This is a genomic window from Amycolatopsis sp. NPDC004625, assembly GCF_040609695.1.
Taxonomy (GTDB): domain Bacteria; phylum Actinomycetota; class Actinomycetes; order Mycobacteriales; family Pseudonocardiaceae; genus Amycolatopsis.
In genome coordinates, this window is sequence record NZ_JBEXKX010000071.1 from 16,922 (window position 1) to 35,298 (window position 18,377).

An 18,377-nucleotide genomic window follows, 5' to 3' on the forward strand; every position below is an offset into this window, starting at 1 on the left:
GTTTGCGGACGGCCATACTGGTCTGTACCTGTTGGCGGCTCAGAGCCAGCCGGACTCCTCGGCGATGCGGATGGCGTCGACCCGGTTGCGGGCGTTGAGCTTCGCGACCACCGTCGTCAGGTAGTTCCGGACCGTGCCGGCGGACAGGTAGAGCCGCGCGGCGACCTCCACCGTCCCGTAGCCCTGCGAGGTCATCCGGAGCACGTCCAGCTCGCGGCCGGTGAGCGGGCAGTCGACGGTGTCCCACGCGGCCAGCGCCAGGTCGCCGTCCACCATCCGGCGGCCGGCGAGGACCCCGCGCACGGCGTTGGCCAGCTTGTCGGGCGGCGCGTCCTTCAGCAGGAACCCGCCGACCTTGGCGTCCAGCGCCCGCCGCAGCGTCCCGGGCCTGCCCAGGCTGGTCAGGATCAGGGTCCGGCAGCCGGGCAGCTGTTCGTGCAGCTCACCGGCCGCGGTGAGGCCGTCCTTCCCGGGCAGGTCGATGTCGATGACCGCCACCTGCGCGTGGTTGGCGCGGGCCGCGGGCAGGATCTCCAGGCCGGACGCGACCTCCGCGACCACGTCGATGTCGGGTTCCAGCCGCAGCAGGGCGACCAGCGCGCCCCGTACGATGTGCATGTCCTCGGCAACCAGCACTCTGATCACGGGTGCCTCCGCACTCACGATTCCCCAGAAGTCAAGTCAACCATTCTGCTTGACGAATCGGTTGCACCGTTCGGGCATCTTCCGAGCTCGCTGCCGCGAAATGCACGGGCACAGGCAAATGCCTGGTTAAAACTGCCTTGTCGCGATCGCGCGACTACGACCCGTAACGGGTTCTCGTCATGATCGGCAGGCTGTTGGAAATTTTCCTGTCACGTCGTTTGTGGACGTTGCCGTGCTCCACATGCGACGGGGCCGGCCACCGCCGGCGCGCGGAGCGCGCCCGGCGTGACCGGCCCGTCAGACACGAGAACAGGGAAAACAACGCTCAGGCTGCCTCGAGGACGTCGAGCCGGCAGATGCTGCCCAGGATCGGCCGGACGTCGGCGGTGCCGTCGCTCCACTGCTCGAACCGGTCGATCGACAGGTCGGTGACGGTCTGCTCGACCTCGATACCCAGATCGGCGAAAAGTGCGCGGACGTTGGCAGAAACCTGTGCGGACATTATGTGCTCCCAGTGGCGAAGATGAATGCTTCACGTGACATAAATCGTCGCCCAGTGCCGCGCCCGCAGCCAGTGCCCGCGTCATCGGGCCGCTGTGGCTTACACATGGTCCGTGCGGTTTCGGGGAAGAGTCCGAACGGCGTAACCAGCCGTCGAATCGAGGTCGAATCACGCTGATTTCGTCACCAAGCGCGATCGCCCGGATGCTCGGCGCGGTCGCCGACCGCGCCCATGTGCATCCGTCATGCCGTGGATACCCGCCTCCGGTGACCTCAAACGGGGCATGTGCAAAACGCATGTCGACCACCGGTGAAATCCATCCACACCGGTGCACAGAGCACTTAAGAAGTAGACGTCCGCGGTCCTACAGTTTTGGTCGGAATCGTTTTTCCCGCACCCGGACACTTCGCCGGAAGGCCCGGACGCGGCACCGTCGACCGGAGGGGACGGCCCACCATGGATGAGATCGTCCGGCAAGCCGTGGCACGTGCCATCGTGACCATGCGAGACAACCTGGGCGAGCGGCTCACGATCGACGACCTCGCCCGCGCGGCCATGTTCAGCAAGTTCCACTTCACCCGGGTGTTCCTGCGGGTCACCGGGCTGTCGCCGGGCCGGTTCCTGTCGGCCCTGCGGCTGGCGGAGGCCAAGCGCCTGCTGGCCACGACCGTGATCTCGGTGGCCGACATCAGCCACCAGGTCGGGTACAACAGCGTCGGCACGTTCAGCGCGCGGTTCAGCGGCAGCGTCGGCGTTTCGCCGTCCGGCTACCGCCAGCTGCACGGCATGGCCCCGCGGATCGCCGACCGGCAGGCCCAGCCGGGGTCCGGGGCGACCGTGCGCGGTCAGCTGCGCGTCGCCCCCGCCGCCGAGGTCGGCCCGGTGTTCGTCGGGCTCTTCGCCGCCCGGATCGCCGAGGGCGCACCGGCCCGGTACGCCATTTTGCCTGGTCCGGGGCCGTACGCGCTGACCGACGTCCCGCTGGGCTCCTGGTACGTCCTGACGCACGCCTACGGCACCACCCCGCTCGACAACCACGGGCTGCGGCCGTTCACCGGCCTGACCGGGCCGGTGACCATCCACCGCGGTGTCACGGCGAGCCTGGCCGACGTCCGGCTGCGCCCGCGGCACGGCTTCGACCCGCCCGTCCTGCTGGCCCTGCCGGATCTGCGCCACGCCGCGGTCTCCCGCCCGCTGGCCAGCTGAGCGTGCAATTGCGGGACACCGAATCCGCCGTCCGTTAATCCACGGGCGGCGGACTCACCTGTTCGGGTCGGTGCCCGGCCATTCGGCCCAGCAGCGGGCATCGGCCACCGGATTGCCCGCCCGGCCCGGGATCGGGTGGGTGGCGGACGAATTCGGTATTCCGGTGGGCCCGATCGCGAGAAACACCGGCCAGGCCGGGCAATGGCGTACAATTGCGGTTCGGAGTCGCCGACTGGGGTGCGAGGTACCGACGTGATCAAGGTGTTGCTGGCCGAGGACATGCACATGGTCCGCGGCGCCCTGGTCGCCCTGCTGAACCTCGAATCCGACATCGAGGTGGTGGCCGAGGTGTCCTCGGGCGACCAGATCCTGCCCGCCGCGAAGGCGTCCCACCCGGACGTCGCGGTCATCGACATCGACCTGCCGGGCAAGGACGGGCTGTCCGCGGCGATCGAGATCCACGAAAGCCTGCCGGACTGCCACACGCTCATCCTGACCAGCCTCGGCCGTCCGGGCACGGTGCGCCGCGCGCTGGACGCCAAGGTGAACGGCTTCCTGCTGAAGGACGCGCCGTCGGACAAGCTGGCGAACGCCGTGCGTTCGGTCGCCATCGGCCGCCGGGTCATCGACAGCGAGCTGGCCCTGGCCGCCTGGGAGACCGACGACTGCCCGCTGACCCCGCGCGAGGTCGAAATCCTGGGCCTGGCCGCCAAGGGGCGTACGGTCTCGGACATCGCTTCCGAGCTGTTCCTCTCGGCCGGCACGGTCCGCAACTACCTCGCCTCGGTGGTGACGAAGCTGAACGCCCGCAACCGGGTCCACGCCATCCGCATCGCCACCGAAGCCGAGTGGCTCTGACGTTCGCCGCCGGCTTTTCCGCCCACCACCGGTAAACCTCCCGGGAAAACGCTTACCGCCCGCCGCTGGCTACGGTGTGGCGCGGTCCAGCGGGATCGCCACCACCAGCCGGTGGGTGCCGTCCGGGCCCGCTTCGGCCGTCAGCGTGCCGTTCAGGGCGCCGATGCGGTCACGGAGGTTGCGCAGCCCCGCGCCGGAGTCCGCACCGCCGTCGGCCGCACCGGCCGCGCCGTCGTTGACGATCTCCAGCCAGGCCGTTCCCGCTTCGGTGCTCACCGAAAGCGCGCACCAGCTGGCCGTGCTGTGGCGCACCACGTTCGTGACGCCTTCGCGCAGCACCGTCCCGAGCGCGGTGGCCACCCGCAGGGGCAGGTCGTCGAGGCCGGACCGGGCCACCGTCACCCGGGTCCCGGCGGCGCTCAGCACGTCGGCCGCGGCCCGGCACTCCTCCTCGAGCGACAGTTCGCGGTAGCCCGCGGCGATCGTGCGGACGTCGGCCAGCGCGCGCCGCGACATCACGAGCAGCTCGGCCAGTTCCTCCTTCGCCTGCGCGGGCCGGGTGGGCACCAGGCGGTCCACAAGTTCACCCTTGAGGGTGATCGCCGAAAGGCTGAGCCCGAGCAGGTCGTGGAGGTCGCGGGAGAACCGCTTGCGCTCCTCGGCGATGGCCTGCCGCTTCAGCTCGCGCACCTCGACGTCCCGCTCGGCCACCAGCCGCACGGACGTGCCGAGCCCGAACAGCGTGAGGGCGGCGACCCCGGCGACCACCGCACCGGCCACGCCCGCGTGCACCGACGCCCCGGGCCACGCCGAGGCGAGCCCGGCCACGACGCACGCCAGCAGCGCACCGGGCACCGCCTTGGCCGGCGGGACCACCAGCAGCAGCCCACCGGCGAAGAACCCGCTCGCCGGGCTCCACTGGGCGCCTAACTGCAGCAGCGGCACGAACCCCAGCGCGGCCTGCAGGGTCAGCACGACGATCCGGCGGCCGGTCCGGCCGTGCGCGAACCAGACGAGGTGCCCGGCCGCGAGCGCCGCCGCGCAGGCGGCCGCGGCCAGCCGGTCCGGCCAGGACGCCGAGCCGGTCAGCACGGGCAGGAACGCGAGCAGCGCGATCGCGGCGACCGCGGCCGGCTGCGCGCCGAACACGAGCACCCGGACCCCGGGCCGTTCCTCCCGCAACTGAGCGGACGACGGACCGCCGGCCCGTCGCCGGACTCCCTTACCGCGCATGCGCACCGGCCGCCCCACGGCCCCCTCCCGCTCACCCCAGTGCTACCAAGGTAACAGGGCAGGACGGCCCGGACCGATCATGATTCACCGGGCGAAGGGGAAGTCCAGCACGCACTCGCCGACGCTCACCTCCGTCGGCCACTCCAGCTTCAGCGACCGATCGACCCGGTCACCGGCATCGACCGGCACCGCGTGCGCGGTCAGCCCCATCGCCTTCGCCGCGAGGTAGAGAACCTGCTGCAGCGCGCCGACGTGCACCAGCGTCGTCGCGTACGCGGCGCTGCCGAGCACCCAGGCGATCCGCGACATCCGCGCGGTCATCGTCAGCAGCACCGAGGGGCGGCGGTGGCTGCCGGCGCCGATCATCGCGACGTCGAGCATGCCGTCCAGGACCCCCATGTCGTCGTTGATCAGCGTCAGCGTGTGCCAGAGCGGGTCGTAGTGGTAGATCCCCCGCGCCAGGCCGGCGCAGCGGTTGATCCCGACGTAGATCTCGAGCTCGTACAGGCAGGCGACGCTGAAGTACGGCCGCTGGGACGCCTCGTGGCCGGGGCCGCCGGGCAGGTGGGCCGGCCCGATCGACCGCACCCGCGCCGCCCGGTACAGCAGCTCGCCGATCTGCTCGGCCGACAACGCGCGCTCGGTGACCTCGGGGCACGTGTGGTCGTGTTCGAGCAGCGTGGTCAGCGACGGGTCGGTCGCCTCGATCGCCGCCGGGTCGGGCCGGTGCAGCGGGAAGGTCGGGCCGGCGGTGATCTGCTTGACCACCGGCGGTTCGGCGCCCGCCCGGTGCGCCTGGAGGTCCGGCGGCCTGCCCTTCTGCCACGTCCGGCTGCGGGCGTGGAACATCAGGTCGTCGGGCGACCAGACGGCCAGCTCGGCGTCGGTGTCCTCGGCGAACGCCGCCCAGTCGTCGGCCACCAGCACCACGCCCGCGGCCACCAGGAACGCCGCGACGTCGGCCACCAGCGGCTCGGCCAGCCCGGTCGACTCGGCCACCTGCGCGACGGTGACCGGGCCGGCCAGCGACGAGGCCACGGTCACCGCGAGCGGCCGCAGCAGCGCGACCCGGTACCGGGCGCGCGGCGACTCGAGCAGCAGGCCGCCGTCGTCCGGGCGCATCGCCGAGAACCGCGACAGCTTGATCAGCCGTCCGGGTGGCACCGGATCGGTGGAGAAGACCGGCGACGGGGTCACCGGGATCGCCGACAGGACGGGCCCGCGGCCGTCGTTGAGCGCCAGCGAGTGCACGACCGAGCCCGACAGCCGGTTGAGGACCTTGCGCAGCGCACCCGCCCAGGCGTTCGCGCCGCCGCCGGCGGAGGACGTCAGGTTGCCCATCGACACCGGGCCGAGCACCATCCGGCTCAGCGACTCGCGGACCGGCCCGGGTATGCCCGCCAGTTCGTACTCGCCCCACCACGTGATCGCGACGACGGTGTCGTCGTCCCCCGCCTCCAGCAAGGTGTCTTCGGTGAGGGACCAGAGCCGGACGGTCTCCGGGATCCCTTCCGGGCGGTCAGCAGGCAAGGCCAACTCCTCAAGCGAAACAACGAACACGCCGCCGTACGGCGCCTCACAGGAACATCGGGAACGGGTTGAGCCGTTCGTAGGGGGTCGGCGCGTCGAGCCGGCCCAGCCGGACCGGGACGTCGAAGAGCCGGCCGGGCGCGAACCGGGCCCAGAACGGGCGCAGGCCCGGCACGATCACCTTGACCACCGGGATCCCGACGTCGGGCCGGGTCTGGTCGAGCACCAGCAGTTCCAGCCCGGCGCGGCCGAACACCCGGCCGAGCGCCTCGACGTCGTCGCGGACGTCGGTCCGGTTGACGAACGGGAAGTCCGCGGCGGTCCGCATCCGCTGCCCCGCCGCGGGCCGCAGGTACGGCTGGTTCGCCACGGTGGCGTGGGCGAGCCAGCGGCGCGCGTCCGGGTCGTCGAGGCCCGCGCCGGCGGCCTGCACGATGGGCAGCATCTGGTTGAGCTCGGTCACCGCGCGGCGCACCGCGATCCGCGGGTCGAGGTGGGCGCCGAAGCCGAGCATGATGTCCTCGTGCGGGCTGTCGGTCCGCCGCGACAGCGCGACGGTCACCGGGATGCCCAGGTCCGAGGTCACGTCGAGGACCCACAGCTCACGCCCGATGGCCGCGTAGTTCGCGGACATCTCCGCCAGCCACGGGTCGGCGAAGGACGCGAGGTCGACGCCCGGCACCGGCGTGCGGTTGTACCACCACAGCGCCACCGCGTCCCGCTCGACGAGTTCCAGCGCGCCCTGCAGGATCGCGTCCTCCAGGCTGCTGCCCGCCGCGGCACCGTTCGAGTCGGCGCGCACCCCGCGCGCCGCGCTTTCCCGCGGGGTGCCGTAGTACAGGTACGACGTCGGCAGCAGGCGGCGGTGCCCGGCCGTCGACCACACCGGCGTCCAGTCGATCCGGGCCGCGGTGTCGAAGGGCTCGCCGACGCGCTGGAAGTCCGCGTGCTCGGGGTTCCAGCGCGTGCGCTCGGCGTACTGGCGGTCCGCGAAGAGCATGCTCTCGTTGGGGTGCACGGCCTGCTCGCCCAGCTCGTCGTAGGCGCCGTGGATCCGCAGCTCGTCACCCTGGAAGTTGCCCGAGAACCGCTCCGCGGCTTCGCAGAGCGCACTGACCTCGGCGTCGAGCGGGCTGACGCCCTTGCCGCCGTTCTCGCAGCGCAGCCCGGCCCGCAGGGCCGCCATGCCGGTGACACCGCGGGCGATGTTGGGGCCGGAGCGGTAGGCGTTGGCGAACCACGGCGCAGCCGGGTCGCGCTGGATCTCCTTGACGATCCCGGTGATCGGGCTGACCAGGTGCCGGTGCCGGTCGAGCATCTGCGCCGGGGTCGCCGTGCGGTGCCCGCCGCCCCCGGTGGTCGCCTTCTTCGCCGGCTGCAGCACGACCGGGCGGGTCGAGCGCCACGCCACCTGCCACGGGTCGCCGCAGCGCGGGCACTGCGGGCGGCGGCGCAGCTCGTGCAGCCGCCCCTGCAGGTCGAGCGTGTCGAGCGTCCACACGCACTGCTGGCCCTGGTAGCGGTACCCGGCCACCCACTTGGCCGCCTCCAGCGCGACGAGGTGCGCGGCGGCCGCGGTCAACGGCGGCAGCGCGGCCATCGGACGGCGCGCCGGGCCGTCGTGGCCGAGTTCCTCCTGCACGCACGCCTCGGCGTGCCGGTGCCCCCACAGCCGGTGGGTCAGGCAGTGCCAGCACGCGCCACCCGGCTGCAGCACGGGCCCGATCCACACGTGCGCGCCCCACGGGCGGGCCAGCAGCCACGGCCGCCCGGCCCGCCGGTGCTCGGCGTCGATCCGGGCCAGCCGCGGGTCGAGGTAGTCGGCGCACAGCACGACCGACAGGTCGGCGGGGCCGCTGTCGGTGAGCACGCCGAGCCCGGCGCCGGCCAGCGCCCGCTCGACCGCGCCCGGGTCGACACCGTCGGCGTCGTCGCCCACCGCGGTCAGCCGCACGGTGCCCTGCTGTGCGGCCGCGAGGTCGGCGTCGACGCCGCAGGCGTCCCAGTAGGCCAGCACGCCCTCGTCGCCCGGCCGGGGTTCGGCGGGTGTGCTGCGCAACGTCACCAGGCCGGCGTCGACCAGCTGGGTCAGCAGGGCGGCGACCTCCTCCGGCGCCATCCCGCCGGGCCGCCCGCGCAGCAGCCGTTCCAGGTCGTGGGTGCCGTCCAGCAGCGCGGCCAGCGACTCGATCTTGGCGCCCCGCATCGCGATGACGCCCTGCTCGGAGAACAGGTAGGCCCCTTTGCCGGCCCGGACTTCGGCCCGCAGGTGCCGTCGGAACGCGGGTGCCGGGGTGGCGGCCGGCGCGGGCGCGGGCTCGCCGTCGCCTGCCGGGACCCGGGCGTCCACCGCTGCGTTGCGCATGCGCTCTCCTGCCGGTCGTCGGGTGGGCGAGACGGGGAATCAGAATCCTGCTCCACCTGGTGACCTGCGGGCCAGTGCCGCGAGCACGCGAAAAGACATGCGTTTTCCACGTTTGGACATGGGAAACGCATGGTGGGGCAGTGCACGGCTCACTGGCCGCGCGCGGCAGGCACCCGTCACCGTAGACAGCAACGCCCGTGGCGGCACGGCGCACCGTAACCGAAGACGCGGCCCTGCGCGAATCGGACCGCTCCCGGGCCGGCACTCCGAGACAAGTGAGGACCCGAGTATGCCTACCTCTGCTCGCACCTACGGACAGTTCTGCGGCCTCGCCCGGGCACTCGAGATCGTCGGCGAGCGGTGGTCGCTGCTCGTCGTGCGTGACCTCATGCTCGGCCCGAAGCGCTTCAACGACCTGCAGCGCACGCTGCCGCGGATCCCGGTGAGCATCCTGACCTCGCGCCTCAACGAGCTCGAGGAGGCGGGCGTCCTCCGCCGCCGCGTCCTGTCGCAGCTGGACGCCGGCGTCGTCTACGAACTCACCGAGTACGGTGCCGAGCTCGACCAGATCGTGCTCGACCTCGGCCTGTGGGGCGCGCGCTCGCTGAGCTACCCGAAGCCGGACGACGCGTTCACCCTGGACACGGCGATCATCTCGCTGTACGCGACGTTCCAGGAGGAGGCCGCCGCGGGCGTCCACCTGAACTACGAGGTGCACCACCTGGGCGGCGAGATGATCGTGCACGCGATGGTGGACGACGGCGCGCTCAAGGCGTCGGCCGGCGCGCTGCCCGACGCCGACCTGGTGATCGAGCCGCAGGGCCCGGCGCTGTTCGACCTGCTCACCGGCAGCCTGTCGGCGCAGGACGCCATCGACGGCGGCAAGGTGCGGCTGGAGGGCGACCCCGCCCACCTCGACGTGTTCACCCGGCTGTTCCACATCCCGCCGGCCCCCGAGCGCTCGACCGGCCTCGCGCTGCACTGACCCGACCGTTCCGCAACCCTCGGCCCGCGGCCCCGGCGCAATCCGCCGGGTGCCGCAATTGCCGTTCCGGAATCAGCACTCTGGAGTAATCGGCGGCGGCCCGCGGGCCGATATCGTCGACGCACCACCGAAATGCCGGATTCGCAAGACACTGGGGTGCACATGTCGACGTCCGAAGTCGCCCGGCCGGGCGGGTTCCTCGGCGAGCTCAACAGCCGCCACCACCACCGCGCGCTGACCGTCTTCATGGTCGTCGTGATCGCGCACTGGGCGGAGCACATCGTCCAGGCCGTCCAGATCTACGGCCTCGGCTGGCCCACTTCGCGGGCGCGCGGCGTGCTCGGGATGCCGTTCCCGTGGCTGATTTCGCAGGAGTGGCTGCACTACGGCTACGCGCTGGTGATGCTGGTCTTCCTGTGGGTCCTGCGCCACGGCTTCGCGGGCCGGTCCCGGCAGTGGTGGAACCTCGCGCTGGGCATCCAGTTCTGGCACCACATCGAGCACCTGCTGCTGTTCATCCAGGCGCAGTCCGGCTGGCGGCTGGCCGGGCAGAAGGTGCCGACCAGCATCATCCAGCTGCTGGTGCCCCGCGTGGAGCTGCACCTGTTCTACAACACGATCGTCACCATCCCGATGATCGTCGCGGTCGTCCTGCACCGGCGCGCCTCGGCCGCCGAGCGCAAGCAGACCGGCTGCACCTGCGGCGTGCCCAGGCGGGCCGTGCTCGCCGCGTCGTGAAGCGGGTACTCGCGCTCCTGGCGCTCCTCGCCGGCTGGCTGCTGCTCAGCGCCACGCCGGCGTCGGCGCACGTCGAGATCGTCTCGTCGGCCCCCGGGGACGGCGCCCGCCTGAGCGCGGCGCCGCCCGAGGTGTCGGTCACCCTGTCGGAGAACGTCGGGATCCAGCCCGGGTCGATCAAGGTCGTCGACCTCGGCGGCCGGCAGGTGGACACCGGCCCGGTGTTCCAGCCCGGCGACGTCGCCGAGCAGGTCGCGGTGCGGCTGCAGCCCGGCCTGCCGGACGGCAGTTACCTGGTCGAGTACGCCTTCGTCTCGGCCGACTCCCACCCGGTGCGCGGCACCTTCGCCTTCGTGGTCGGCGCCGGCCCGCTGGTGACGTCGGCGGGCGCGGTCTCGGCGGCCACCGGCACCGATCCGGTCGTCGGCACGCTGTCGACGGCGGTGCGCTGGCTGGCCTACCTGGGGGTGGTCCTGCTCGGCGGCCTGGCGTTCGTGGTGCTGTGCCGCCCGGCGGCCCGCACGGACCCGCGCGCCCGGCGGCTCCTGAACTGGGGCGCCGGCCTGGTCGCGGCGACCACGGTGGCGACGTTCGTGCTGCAGGGCCCGTACGCGGCCGGCCGGAACCTGGAAGCGGTGTTCGACACGGGGCTGCTCGCGGACACCTGGCGCGTCGCCTACGGGAAGCTGCTGCTCCTGCGGCTGGCGGGGGTGGGCGCGCTGACCGTGCTGCTGCCCGGCCTGCTGCGGCCCCGCCTCCCGGACCACCTGCGGTCCCGCTACGAGAACCTGGCCATCGTGGGCGGCTTCGTCGTGCTGCTGACGTTCTCGGCCACCGGCCACCCGGTGACGGACCCGATCATGTTCGTGTCGGTGACGGCGGACCTGGTCCACTTCGGCGCGATCGCCCTGTGGGCGGGTGGCCTGACCCAGCTGGCCCTGGCTCTGCACCGCCCGGCGCGCGGCGAGGACCTGCCCCCGGTGGCGGAGCGCTTCTCCCGCCTGGCGGCGGTGTCGGTGGGAGCCATCGCGCTCAGCGGCGCCGTGCTGGCCCTGCGCATCATGCCGTCGTTGTCGACGCTCTGGACCACCGGCTTCGGCCTGCTGGTGCTGCTGAAGGCGGCCGGTTTCGCGGCGCTGCTGGCGGTGGCGAGCCGATCGCGCCGAGCGGTGCACGAGAGCCTGACGGGAGCGGGGGGCGGCGGAACGACGAAGACGGCGAGCATCACCCGCCTGCGCCGGGCGGTGGTGGTGGAGGTGCTGCTCAGCGCGGTGGTCCTGGCCTTGGCGGCCCTGCTGACGGTGACTCCACCGGGCGGCTAGCTGGAGGCCTCGGCCCGATGCCTCCACGACCCGGCCCCGGCGAGCGCTCGCCGGGGCCCGCCAAGCGGCGCACCGGCACCGCGACCTGCGCGAACACGGCGGTCGCCCGCCGAGCGTCACACCCCCGGTACCGCCGGCAGCGTGAACGGCCCCCAGGTGAACGCCGGCAACCACGGCTCCGGCGCCTCGCTCCACTCCAGCTCGGCCAGTTGCCCGAGCGACCGCCTCCCGGCCAGCGCGCGGTACAGGTCGTAGGCCGAAGCCGTCAGCGATGCCGTCGGGCGGCCCGTGCCCGCCGTCCAGGTCGAGCCGCCCGTCGTGCGCAGGCGCAGCGGCCGGAGACCGCGTCCGGCGAGCGAGCCCGAAAACCCGCGGACCAGCAGCTCGAAGCTCGGCGCCCAGGCCTCGTGCGCCGCCGGCGGTGGCACGCCGAGGGCCGCGCGCAGGTCCAGCTCGTGGGTGTAGGCGTCCATCACCATGATCTCGCCGCGGTTCCCGCCCGCGGCCGCGAGCCGCCGGTCGACCTCCGCGCCCACCTCGTCCCACCGGTCGAGCAGGGCCGGGACGCCGAGCGGCCCGGACGGCGGAGGTGGCGGCGTGCCGCCGTGGCGGGTGAGCACGCGTTCGGCGATGGCGGTCAGGTGGCCGAGCAGGTCGGTGACGGTCCACTCCGGACACGCCGGCACCGGGCGGTGGCCGCTGCCGGGCCGGGCCTCGAGCAGCGCGCGGATGCCGCGCCGGACGGCCGGGTAGCCCACGAAGTCCGGTGCCGGGACCGGCCGGGTCGCTGTCACTCGTTCCCACCTCACCCTGGCACGATCGGCGCTGGGGGCTCAGTATGCCCTGGTGACGGCGTCGGCAGTTCTCCTCGCGTGCCGCCACCCGATCCGTTCCAGGAGGTCTGTTGCCCACCCTGTGGTCCACGTCGGCGCAGTGGGAGCTGCTGCCACCGGTGCTGCTCGCGCTGGTGCTGAGCGTCGCCATCGGGCTCGAACGCGAAGCCGGCATGAAGGCCGCCGGGCTGCGCACGCACGCCCTGGTCGGCGTCGGCTCCGCCGTGTTCATGCTCGTGTCGAAGTACGGCTTCGCCGACCTGCTCGGCCTCGACCACGTCTCGCTCGACCCGTCCCGGATCGCCGCGCAGATCGTGTCCGGGATCGGCTTCGTCGGGGGCGGCCTGATCTTCGTCCGCCGCGACGCCGTGCGCGGCCTCACCACCGCGGCGACCATCTGGCTCACCGCGGCCGTCGGCACCGCGTGCGGCGCCGGGCTGCCGGTGCTCGCCGCCGGCACGACCGCCGGGCACTTCGTGGTGACCCGCGGTCTCCCGCCGCTGCAGCGGTTCGTCGCGCGCCACCGGCGTGAACCCCCGGTGATCCGGTTGAGCTACCTCGACGGCCGCGGCGTGCTGCGCGCGGCGCTGACCGCGTGCACCGGACGCGGCTGGTCGGTGCAGCGCGTCGACGTGGACCACGAGTCGATTTCCGAAGAGGGACACCGGATTGCGGTCGTCACGCTGCGCCTCGACGGGCGTGGTGATCTTTACGACCTGGCCGGGGAACTGGCCGAACTGCCGGGCGTGCGGAGCACGTCCACCGGCCGCGGGGAACCGTTCGACGAATGATCGCCCGCCCGGGCAGCGCGCGGCGGGGAGTTTGCGGCACACTGGGGTGCACACGGAATTCCCCGGCGCCGCAACGGAAACTCGCGGCCGGGGAGAAATCATCCAATTCGGAGGTGAGGCATGGCCCCCGGCGGTGGCGAAGACGTGGCGCTCGCGCAGCCCGGATTCGACCTGGCGTGGCGCGGTTTCCACCGCGCACAGGTCACCGGGTACGTCGAGTGGGCCGAGGCCGAGATCCGCAGACTCACCGCCGAACGCGACGCGGCGAGCCGGCGCGGCGAAGCGCTCGCCGAGGAGAACCGTGAGCTCCGCGTCAAGATCGACCGGATCAGCATGACGCCGATCCCGGCGGACGCGCTGCAGGAGCGCGCTCGCCGGATGATCGAGCTGACCCGCGAGGAAGCGGCGGAAATCACCGCGCAGGCAACGGAAACGGCGGAGCGCATCCGCAGCGAGGCCGAGGCGGAGGCCGTCCGGCTCACCGAGAAGGAGCGCCGGCTCGTCGCGGAAGCCGAGGCCGAGCAGGCGCGGCAGCGCGCCGAGCACGAGGAGTTCGTCCGCGCAGCCGAGCGGCGCCGCCGCGAGCTCGACGAGGCCGCGGCGCACCGCCGGGCCCAGCTGGAAGAGGACCACACGCGCGCGATGACGGTCCGCCGCGCCGAAGCGATGCGCGAGCTGGCCGAGCAGGCCGCGGCCGCCCGGGCGAAGGCGGATCAGCTGGTCAAGACGGCCGAAGGCGAGCTCGCCGCGGCGCGCGAGAAAGCGGCGCAGGTCGTCACCGAAGCGACCCGCCACGGCGAAACGCTGGTCGAGGCGGCCGAACGCGAGGTCGCGGCCCTGTCCGAGGTCCGCGACAAGCTCCAGGCGAGCCTGATCGGCTGCCGCACCCTGCTGGCCGACGCGGCGATCGCCCTCGACGAGCACCCGGCCCCGTTCGACCCGGAAGCGACGTTGCCGATGTCGAAGAGAGTGCCGGTCCAGCGCCGGTCGCCGGCGGACGACCTGGCGGTCGGTTGACGCACGCCCCGGCGGTCCGGCGGCTCCGGCGCGGGCCGGCCGTGGCCGCGGCGGTGGTGACACTGGCGGCGTCGACGACGTTGGCGAACCGGGTGCTGCCGGGCTGGGCGTACCCGCTGTGCGGCCTGGTGGCGGCGGCGGTGCTGGTGGCGCTGGCCCGCGCCGCCGGGTGTTCGTGGCGTGCCATGGGCCTGGCCACGGTCCGCCGTCCGGGGCTGGTCGGCCTGGCCGGAGCGGGGCTGGTGGCAGCGGTGTTCGGCGTTGCGCTGGCGGTGCCGGCGCTGCGCACGGTGTACCAGGATGGCCGGGTGGGCGACCCGGACGTCGGCCAGCTCCTGTGGCTGACGTGCGGCCGCATCCTGTTCGGGACGGTCCTGATCGAGGAGGTGGCGTTCCGCGGCGTCCTCCCGGCCCTGTTCGGGGCGGCGGACGAGCAGTGGCGCTGGCGCCCGATCCTGGCGGCCGCGGCGTTGTTCGGGTTGTGGCACGCGCTCCCGGCACTGGCGATCGGCAGGAACGCGGCGGTCCACGCCGTGTTCGGGGCAACGCCGACGGTGGTGCTGCAGGTACTGGCGATGGCGGCAGCGGGCGCGGCGGGGATCTTTCTGCACTGGTGGCGGCACACGGGCCGAGGTGTGCTGGCGTCGGTGATCGTGCACTTCACCACCAACGCAGGCGGCCTGACGCTGGCGGTGCTGGTCCGCTGAGCCCGCCCGAACCTACGAGCGCACCAGCCGCGCGATCGCGTCCGATGCCTCCCGCACCTTCAGATCCGCTTCCTCGCCCCCGGCGGCCGCCGCCTGGACCACGCACGTGGCCAGGTGCTCGTCCAGCAGCTCCAGCGAGAACGACTGCAACGCCTTCGTCGCCGCCGAGACCTGGGTCAGGATGTCGATGCAGTACTTGTCCTGCTCGACCATGCGCTGCAACCCGCGGATCTGGCCCTCGATCCGGCGCAGCCGCTTGAGATAGGCGTCCCGCTCGCCACCGTAACCCGTCATCGCCCGCCACTCCCCGTCCTCGGCATCCCTGCCTGCGACTATACCCTCCCGGGGTGTCAGCGGAAGCGGCGCAGGCGGAGGCTGTTGCTGACCACGAACGCCGACGAGCACGCCATGGCCGCGCCCGCGATCATCGGGTCGAGCAGCCCCAGCGCGGCCAGCGGCAGCGCCGCCACGTTGTAGGCGAACGCCCAGAACAGGTTCCCCTTGATCGTCGACAGGGTCCGCCGGGCGAGCCGGATCGCGTCGGCCGCCGCGCGCAGGTCGCCGCGGACCAGGGTCAGGTCGCTCGCCTCGATCGCCGCGTCGGTGCCGGTGCCCATGGCCAGGCCCAGGTCGGCCTGGGCGAGCGCGGCCGCGTCGTTGACGCCGTCGCCGACCATCGCCACCACGCGCCCCTCGGCCTGCAGCCGCCGCACGACGGCGACCTTCCCCTCCGGCAGCACCTCCGCGACGACCTCGTCGATCCCCGCTTCGGCCGCGATCGCCCGCGCCGCGCCGGCGTTGTCGCCGGTCAGCAGCACCGGCGTCAGGCCGAGCGCGCGCAGCTCGGCGACCGCCCGCGCCGATGTCGGCTTGATCGTGTCGGCGACGACCAGCCGCCCGCGAACCGCACCGTCCCAGGCCACGCTGACCGCGGTGACGCCGTCGGCCTCGGCGAGCTCGCCGCCGGCGAACGCCGCCCGCCCGACCGTGACCTCGTGCCCTTCCACCACGCCCGTCACGCCGAGGCCCGCGGTGCTGCGGAACTCCGTCACGGCGGGCAGCGCACCGAACCGCGCCCGCGCCGCGTCCGCGACGGCGCGGGCGATCGGGTGCTCGGACGCGGCCTCGACGGCGCCCGCGAGCCGCAGCACCTCGCCGTCGCCCTCGACGAGCGCCATCCGGCCGGTGGTGACGGTGCCGGTCTTGTCGAGGACCACGGTGTCGGCCCGGCGGGTGGACTCGAGCACCTCGGGGCCCTTGATGAGGATGCCCAGCTGGGCGCCGCGGCCGGTGCCGACCAGCAGCGCCGTCGGGGTCGCGAGGCCGAGCGCGCACGGGCAGGCGATGATCAGCACGGCGACGGCCGCGGTGAACGCCTCGTCCGCCGTGCCGCCGGTCGCCAGCCAGCCGGCCAGCGTGGCCAGCGCCAGGAGCACCACCGCCGGCACGAACACCGCGGACACCCGGTCGGCTAGCCGCTGGACCTGGGCCTTGCCGTTCTGCGCCGCTTCGACGAGCCGTGCCATCTGCGCCAGCCGGGTGTCGGCGCCGACACGGGTGGCGCGCACGAGCAGCCGCCCGCCGACGTTGACGGTCGCGCCGGTGACCGCGTCGCCGGGCCCGACCTCGACCGGCACGGATTCGCCGGTGAGCATGCTGGTGTCGACCGCGGAGCCACCCTCGGCCACCACGCCGTCGGTGGCGATCTTCTCGCCGGGCCGGGCCACGAAGACGGCGCCGACCTGCAGGTCTTCGACCGCGAGCCGGTGTTCTTCGCCGTCGCGCAGGACGGTGACGTCCTTCGCGCCGAGGTCCATGAGCGCGCGCAGGGCGGCGCCGGCGCGGCGCTTCGACCGCGTCTCGAAGTAGCGGCCGGCCAGGATGAACGTGGTGACCGCGGCGGCCACCTCGAAGTACAGGTGGTGGTGGCCGGCGCCGAAGACGAGCGCGGACAGCGACCAGGCCACGGAAGCGACGACGCCGAGCGAGATCAGCGTGTCCATCGTGGCGGTGGCGTGCCGCAGGTTGACGGCGGCGGCGCGGTGGAACGGCCACGCGCCCCAGGTGACGACCGGGGCGGCGAGGGCGAGCGAGACCCACGGCCAGGCGGCGAACTGCCAGGCCGGGACCATCGCCAGGACGACCAGCGGAACGGTGAGCCCCGCCGAAAGCAGCAAACGTTTGCGCAGCGTCGCCGTCTCGTCCGGTGCCTCGGGCTCGGGAAGCCGCGCGGAGTAACCGGCGGCTTCGACGACGGCCTTCAAGTCGTCGACCGAAAGCCGGTCCGGGTAGCTGACCTGCGCTTTCTCGGTGGCGTAGTTGACCGTCGCGGTGACGCCGTCGACCTTGTTGAGCTTCCGCTCGACGCGGGCGGCGCAGGACGCGCAGGTCATCCCGCCGATGGCGAGCTCGACCCGGGTCGCGGTGGTCACGTCGGCCGGGCTCACGCGACCAGGCGGTAGCCGGCCTCGGTGACGGCCGCGGCGACCGCGTCGGTGATGAGCGGGGTGTCGCTGGTCACGGTCACGCGCCCGCTCTCGACGTCGACGTCCACCTGCCGGACACCCTCGAGCTCGGAGACCTCCTCGCGGACCGAGGTGGCGCAGTGCCCGCAGGTCATGCCCTCGACGGTGTAGGTCGTTTCGGCCATTTCCGGCTCCTTTCGTCTCCCTTCCTTTATACCCATCGGGGGTAGGGGTTCTCCATCGGGGCCCGCCAGACTCGCGGCATGCGGAAGATCTACGCGATCGGCATCGGCGCCGGCGACCCCGAGCACCTGACCGTCCAGGCGATCGACCGCCTCAACCGCGTCGACGCGTTCTTCGTCCTCGACAAGGGCGCCGAGAAGGCCGACCTGGTGCGGCTGCGGCAGGAGATCCTGGACCGGTACGTGACGCGCGAATACCGCGTGGTGCTGGCTTCGGACCCGCCCCGCGACCGCACCCCGGCGGACTACCGGGCGGCGGTGGCGGACTGGCATTCGGCCCGGGCGGCGGTGTACGAGTCGCTGATCCTTTCGTCGCTGCCCGAGGACGGGGTGGGCGCGTTCCTGGTGTGGGGTGACCCGTCGCTGTACGACAGCACGATCGCGTTGATCGAGGCGGTGCTGGCGCGGGGGAACGTGGCGTTCGAGTACGAGGTGGTGCCGGGGATCAGCAGCATCTCGGCCCTGGTGGCCCGCCACCGGACGACGATGAACCAGATCGGCCGGGCGGTCCAGCTGACCACGGGCCGCCGGCTGGCCTCGGGCTGGCCGGCGGGGGTGGACGACGTGTTCGTGCTGCTCGACGCCCACACGACGTTCGACCGCTACGTCGACGAGGGGCTGCACATCTTCTGGGGCGCCTACGTGGGCACGCCGCACGAGATCCTGCGTTCGGGCCCGCTCACGCCGGCGCTGGCCGAGGAGATCCGGCGCGTGCGGGCGGAGGCCCGGGAACGGCACGGCTGGATCATGGACACGTGCCTGCTGCGCCGGCCGGCCCAGACATGAGAAAAGGCCCCGGGAGAACCGTTTCGGGTTCTCGACCGGGGCCTTTTCCTTATGTTGAGTTCGGCGGTGTCCTACTCTCCCACAACCCTTCGGTTGCAGTACCATCGGCGCTGTCAGGCTTAGCTTCCGGGTTCGGAATGGGACCGGGCGTT

18 protein-coding genes and 1 rRNA gene are annotated in these 18,377 nt (G+C 73.0%); 9 read left to right on the top strand and 10 right to left on the bottom strand.

Translation table 11 applies throughout. From position 1 onward, the window contains the following. Window positions 1-39: 39 nt before the first annotated feature. Together ABZW17_RS42715 and ABZW17_RS42720 are read right to left on the bottom strand one after the other, a co-directional pair. Window positions 40-645, bottom strand: a complete 606-nt coding sequence (locus ABZW17_RS42715) for a response regulator transcription factor (RefSeq protein ID WP_354827424.1) — start codon at window positions 643-645, stop codon at window positions 40-42. Window positions 646-970: 325 nt separating this feature from the next. After that, on the bottom strand, window positions 971-1,147 hold the full coding sequence (locus ABZW17_RS42720; RefSeq protein WP_354827427.1) for a hypothetical protein: 177 nt from the start codon (window positions 1,145-1,147) through the stop codon (window positions 971-973). A gap of 456 nt (window positions 1,148-1,603) precedes the next feature. Here ABZW17_RS42720 and ABZW17_RS42725 point away from each other — a divergent pair, with 456 nt between their 5' ends. Continuing rightward, window positions 1,604-2,353 carry an AraC family transcriptional regulator gene (locus ABZW17_RS42725; protein WP_354827430.1) on the top strand — a complete coding sequence of 250 codons (750 nt, stop codon included), beginning with the start codon at window positions 1,604-1,606 and terminating at the stop codon, window positions 2,351-2,353. A 252-nt stretch (window positions 2,354-2,605) separates the two neighbouring features. Further along, window positions 2,606-3,211: a response regulator transcription factor gene (locus ABZW17_RS42730; RefSeq protein WP_354827433.1), complete on the top strand. Its 606-nt coding sequence runs from the start codon at window positions 2,606-2,608 to the stop codon at window positions 3,209-3,211. A gap of 69 nt (window positions 3,212-3,280) precedes the next feature. Here ABZW17_RS42730 and ABZW17_RS42735 read toward each other — a convergent pair whose 3' ends face one another. The 3 genes from ABZW17_RS42735 to ABZW17_RS42745 form a co-directional block, all read right to left on the bottom strand. Next, on the bottom strand, window positions 3,281-4,393 hold the full coding sequence (locus ABZW17_RS42735; RefSeq protein WP_354827436.1) for a histidine kinase: 1,113 nt from the start codon (window positions 4,391-4,393) through the stop codon (window positions 3,281-3,283). Window positions 4,394-4,528: 135 nt separating this feature from the next. Continuing rightward, entirely contained in the window at window positions 4,529-5,974 is a 1,446-nt protein-coding gene (locus ABZW17_RS42740; RefSeq protein ID WP_354827439.1) for a SagB/ThcOx family dehydrogenase, read from the bottom strand. Window positions 5,975-6,020: 46 nt separating this feature from the next. Then, entirely contained in the window at window positions 6,021-8,339 is a 2,319-nt protein-coding gene (locus ABZW17_RS42745; RefSeq protein ID WP_354827442.1) for a TOMM precursor leader peptide-binding protein, read from the bottom strand. 289 nt (window positions 8,340-8,628) lie between these two features. On the opposite strand from ABZW17_RS42745, the gene ABZW17_RS42750 reads away from it, so the two are divergent. The 3 genes from ABZW17_RS42750 (at window position 8,629) to ABZW17_RS42760 (ending at window position 11,384) form a co-directional block, all read left to right on the top strand. Next, window positions 8,629-9,324 carry a winged helix-turn-helix transcriptional regulator gene (locus ABZW17_RS42750; RefSeq protein ID WP_354827445.1) on the top strand — a complete coding sequence of 232 codons (696 nt, stop codon included), beginning with the start codon at window positions 8,629-8,631 and terminating at the stop codon, window positions 9,322-9,324. Between the two features lie 162 nt (window positions 9,325-9,486). Further along, window positions 9,487-10,062: a hypothetical protein gene (locus tag ABZW17_RS42755; RefSeq protein ID WP_354827447.1), complete on the top strand. Its 576-nt coding sequence runs from the start codon at window positions 9,487-9,489 to the stop codon at window positions 10,060-10,062. Further along, complete coding sequence (locus ABZW17_RS42760) at window positions 10,059-11,384, top strand: copper resistance protein CopC (RefSeq protein WP_354827450.1); 1,326 nt, start codon at window positions 10,059-10,061, stop codon at window positions 11,382-11,384. Before ABZW17_RS42755 ends, ABZW17_RS42760 begins: the two co-directional genes overlap by 4 nt. Before the next feature lie 116 nt (window positions 11,385-11,500). Here ABZW17_RS42760 and ABZW17_RS42765 read toward each other — a convergent pair whose 3' ends face one another. After that, the gene (locus tag ABZW17_RS42765) at window positions 11,501-12,178 is read right to left on the bottom strand and encodes a maleylpyruvate isomerase family mycothiol-dependent enzyme (RefSeq protein ID WP_354827453.1); all 678 of its coding nucleotides are present in this window, start codon (window positions 12,176-12,178) and stop codon (window positions 11,501-11,503) included. 110 nt (window positions 12,179-12,288) lie between these two features. On the opposite strand from ABZW17_RS42765, the gene ABZW17_RS42770 reads away from it, so the two are divergent. The 3 genes from ABZW17_RS42770 (at window position 12,289) to ABZW17_RS42780 (ending at window position 14,732) form a co-directional block, all read left to right on the top strand. Next, window positions 12,289-13,008 (top strand): MgtC/SapB family protein, encoded by a 720-nt coding sequence (locus ABZW17_RS42770; protein ID WP_051767965.1) that lies wholly within the window; start codon window positions 12,289-12,291, stop codon window positions 13,006-13,008. A 120-nt stretch (window positions 13,009-13,128) separates the two neighbouring features. Further along, entirely contained in the window at window positions 13,129-14,025 is an 897-nt protein-coding gene (locus ABZW17_RS42775) for a M protein (RefSeq protein ID WP_354827456.1), read from the top strand. Further along, entirely contained in the window at window positions 14,022-14,732 is a 711-nt protein-coding gene (locus ABZW17_RS42780; RefSeq protein ID WP_354827458.1) for a CPBP family intramembrane glutamic endopeptidase, read from the top strand. The genes ABZW17_RS42775 and ABZW17_RS42780 overlap by 4 nt, the downstream gene beginning before the upstream one ends. 12 nt (window positions 14,733-14,744) lie before the next feature. Here ABZW17_RS42780 and ABZW17_RS42785 read toward each other — a convergent pair whose 3' ends face one another. Genes ABZW17_RS42785 through ABZW17_RS42795 form a run of 3 tightly spaced genes read right to left on the bottom strand, consistent with a single transcriptional unit; the run spans window position 14,745 to window position 17,382 of the window. Continuing rightward, a complete protein-coding gene (locus ABZW17_RS42785; protein ID WP_354827461.1) occupies window positions 14,745-15,026 on the bottom strand; it encodes a metal-sensitive transcriptional regulator in 282 nt (93 codons plus the stop codon). A gap of 56 nt (window positions 15,027-15,082) precedes the next feature. Beyond that, complete coding sequence (locus ABZW17_RS42790) at window positions 15,083-17,179, bottom strand: heavy metal translocating P-type ATPase (RefSeq protein ID WP_354827464.1); 2,097 nt, start codon at window positions 17,177-17,179, stop codon at window positions 15,083-15,085. Beyond that, complete coding sequence (locus ABZW17_RS42795; protein WP_354827467.1) at window positions 17,176-17,382, bottom strand: heavy-metal-associated domain-containing protein; 207 nt, start codon at window positions 17,380-17,382, stop codon at window positions 17,176-17,178. The genes ABZW17_RS42790 and ABZW17_RS42795 overlap by 4 nt, the downstream gene beginning before the upstream one ends. 78 nt (window positions 17,383-17,460) lie before the next feature. On the opposite strand from ABZW17_RS42795, the gene cobF reads away from it, so the two are divergent. Next, complete coding sequence (cobF, locus tag ABZW17_RS42800) at window positions 17,461-18,225, top strand: precorrin-6A synthase (deacetylating) (protein WP_354827469.1); 765 nt, start codon at window positions 17,461-17,463, stop codon at window positions 18,223-18,225. 58 nt (window positions 18,226-18,283) lie between these two features. Here cobF and rrf read toward each other — a convergent pair. Beyond that, window positions 18,284-18,377: ribosomal RNA gene (gene rrf / locus ABZW17_RS42805) — 5S ribosomal RNA — on the bottom strand; the annotation flags it as partial.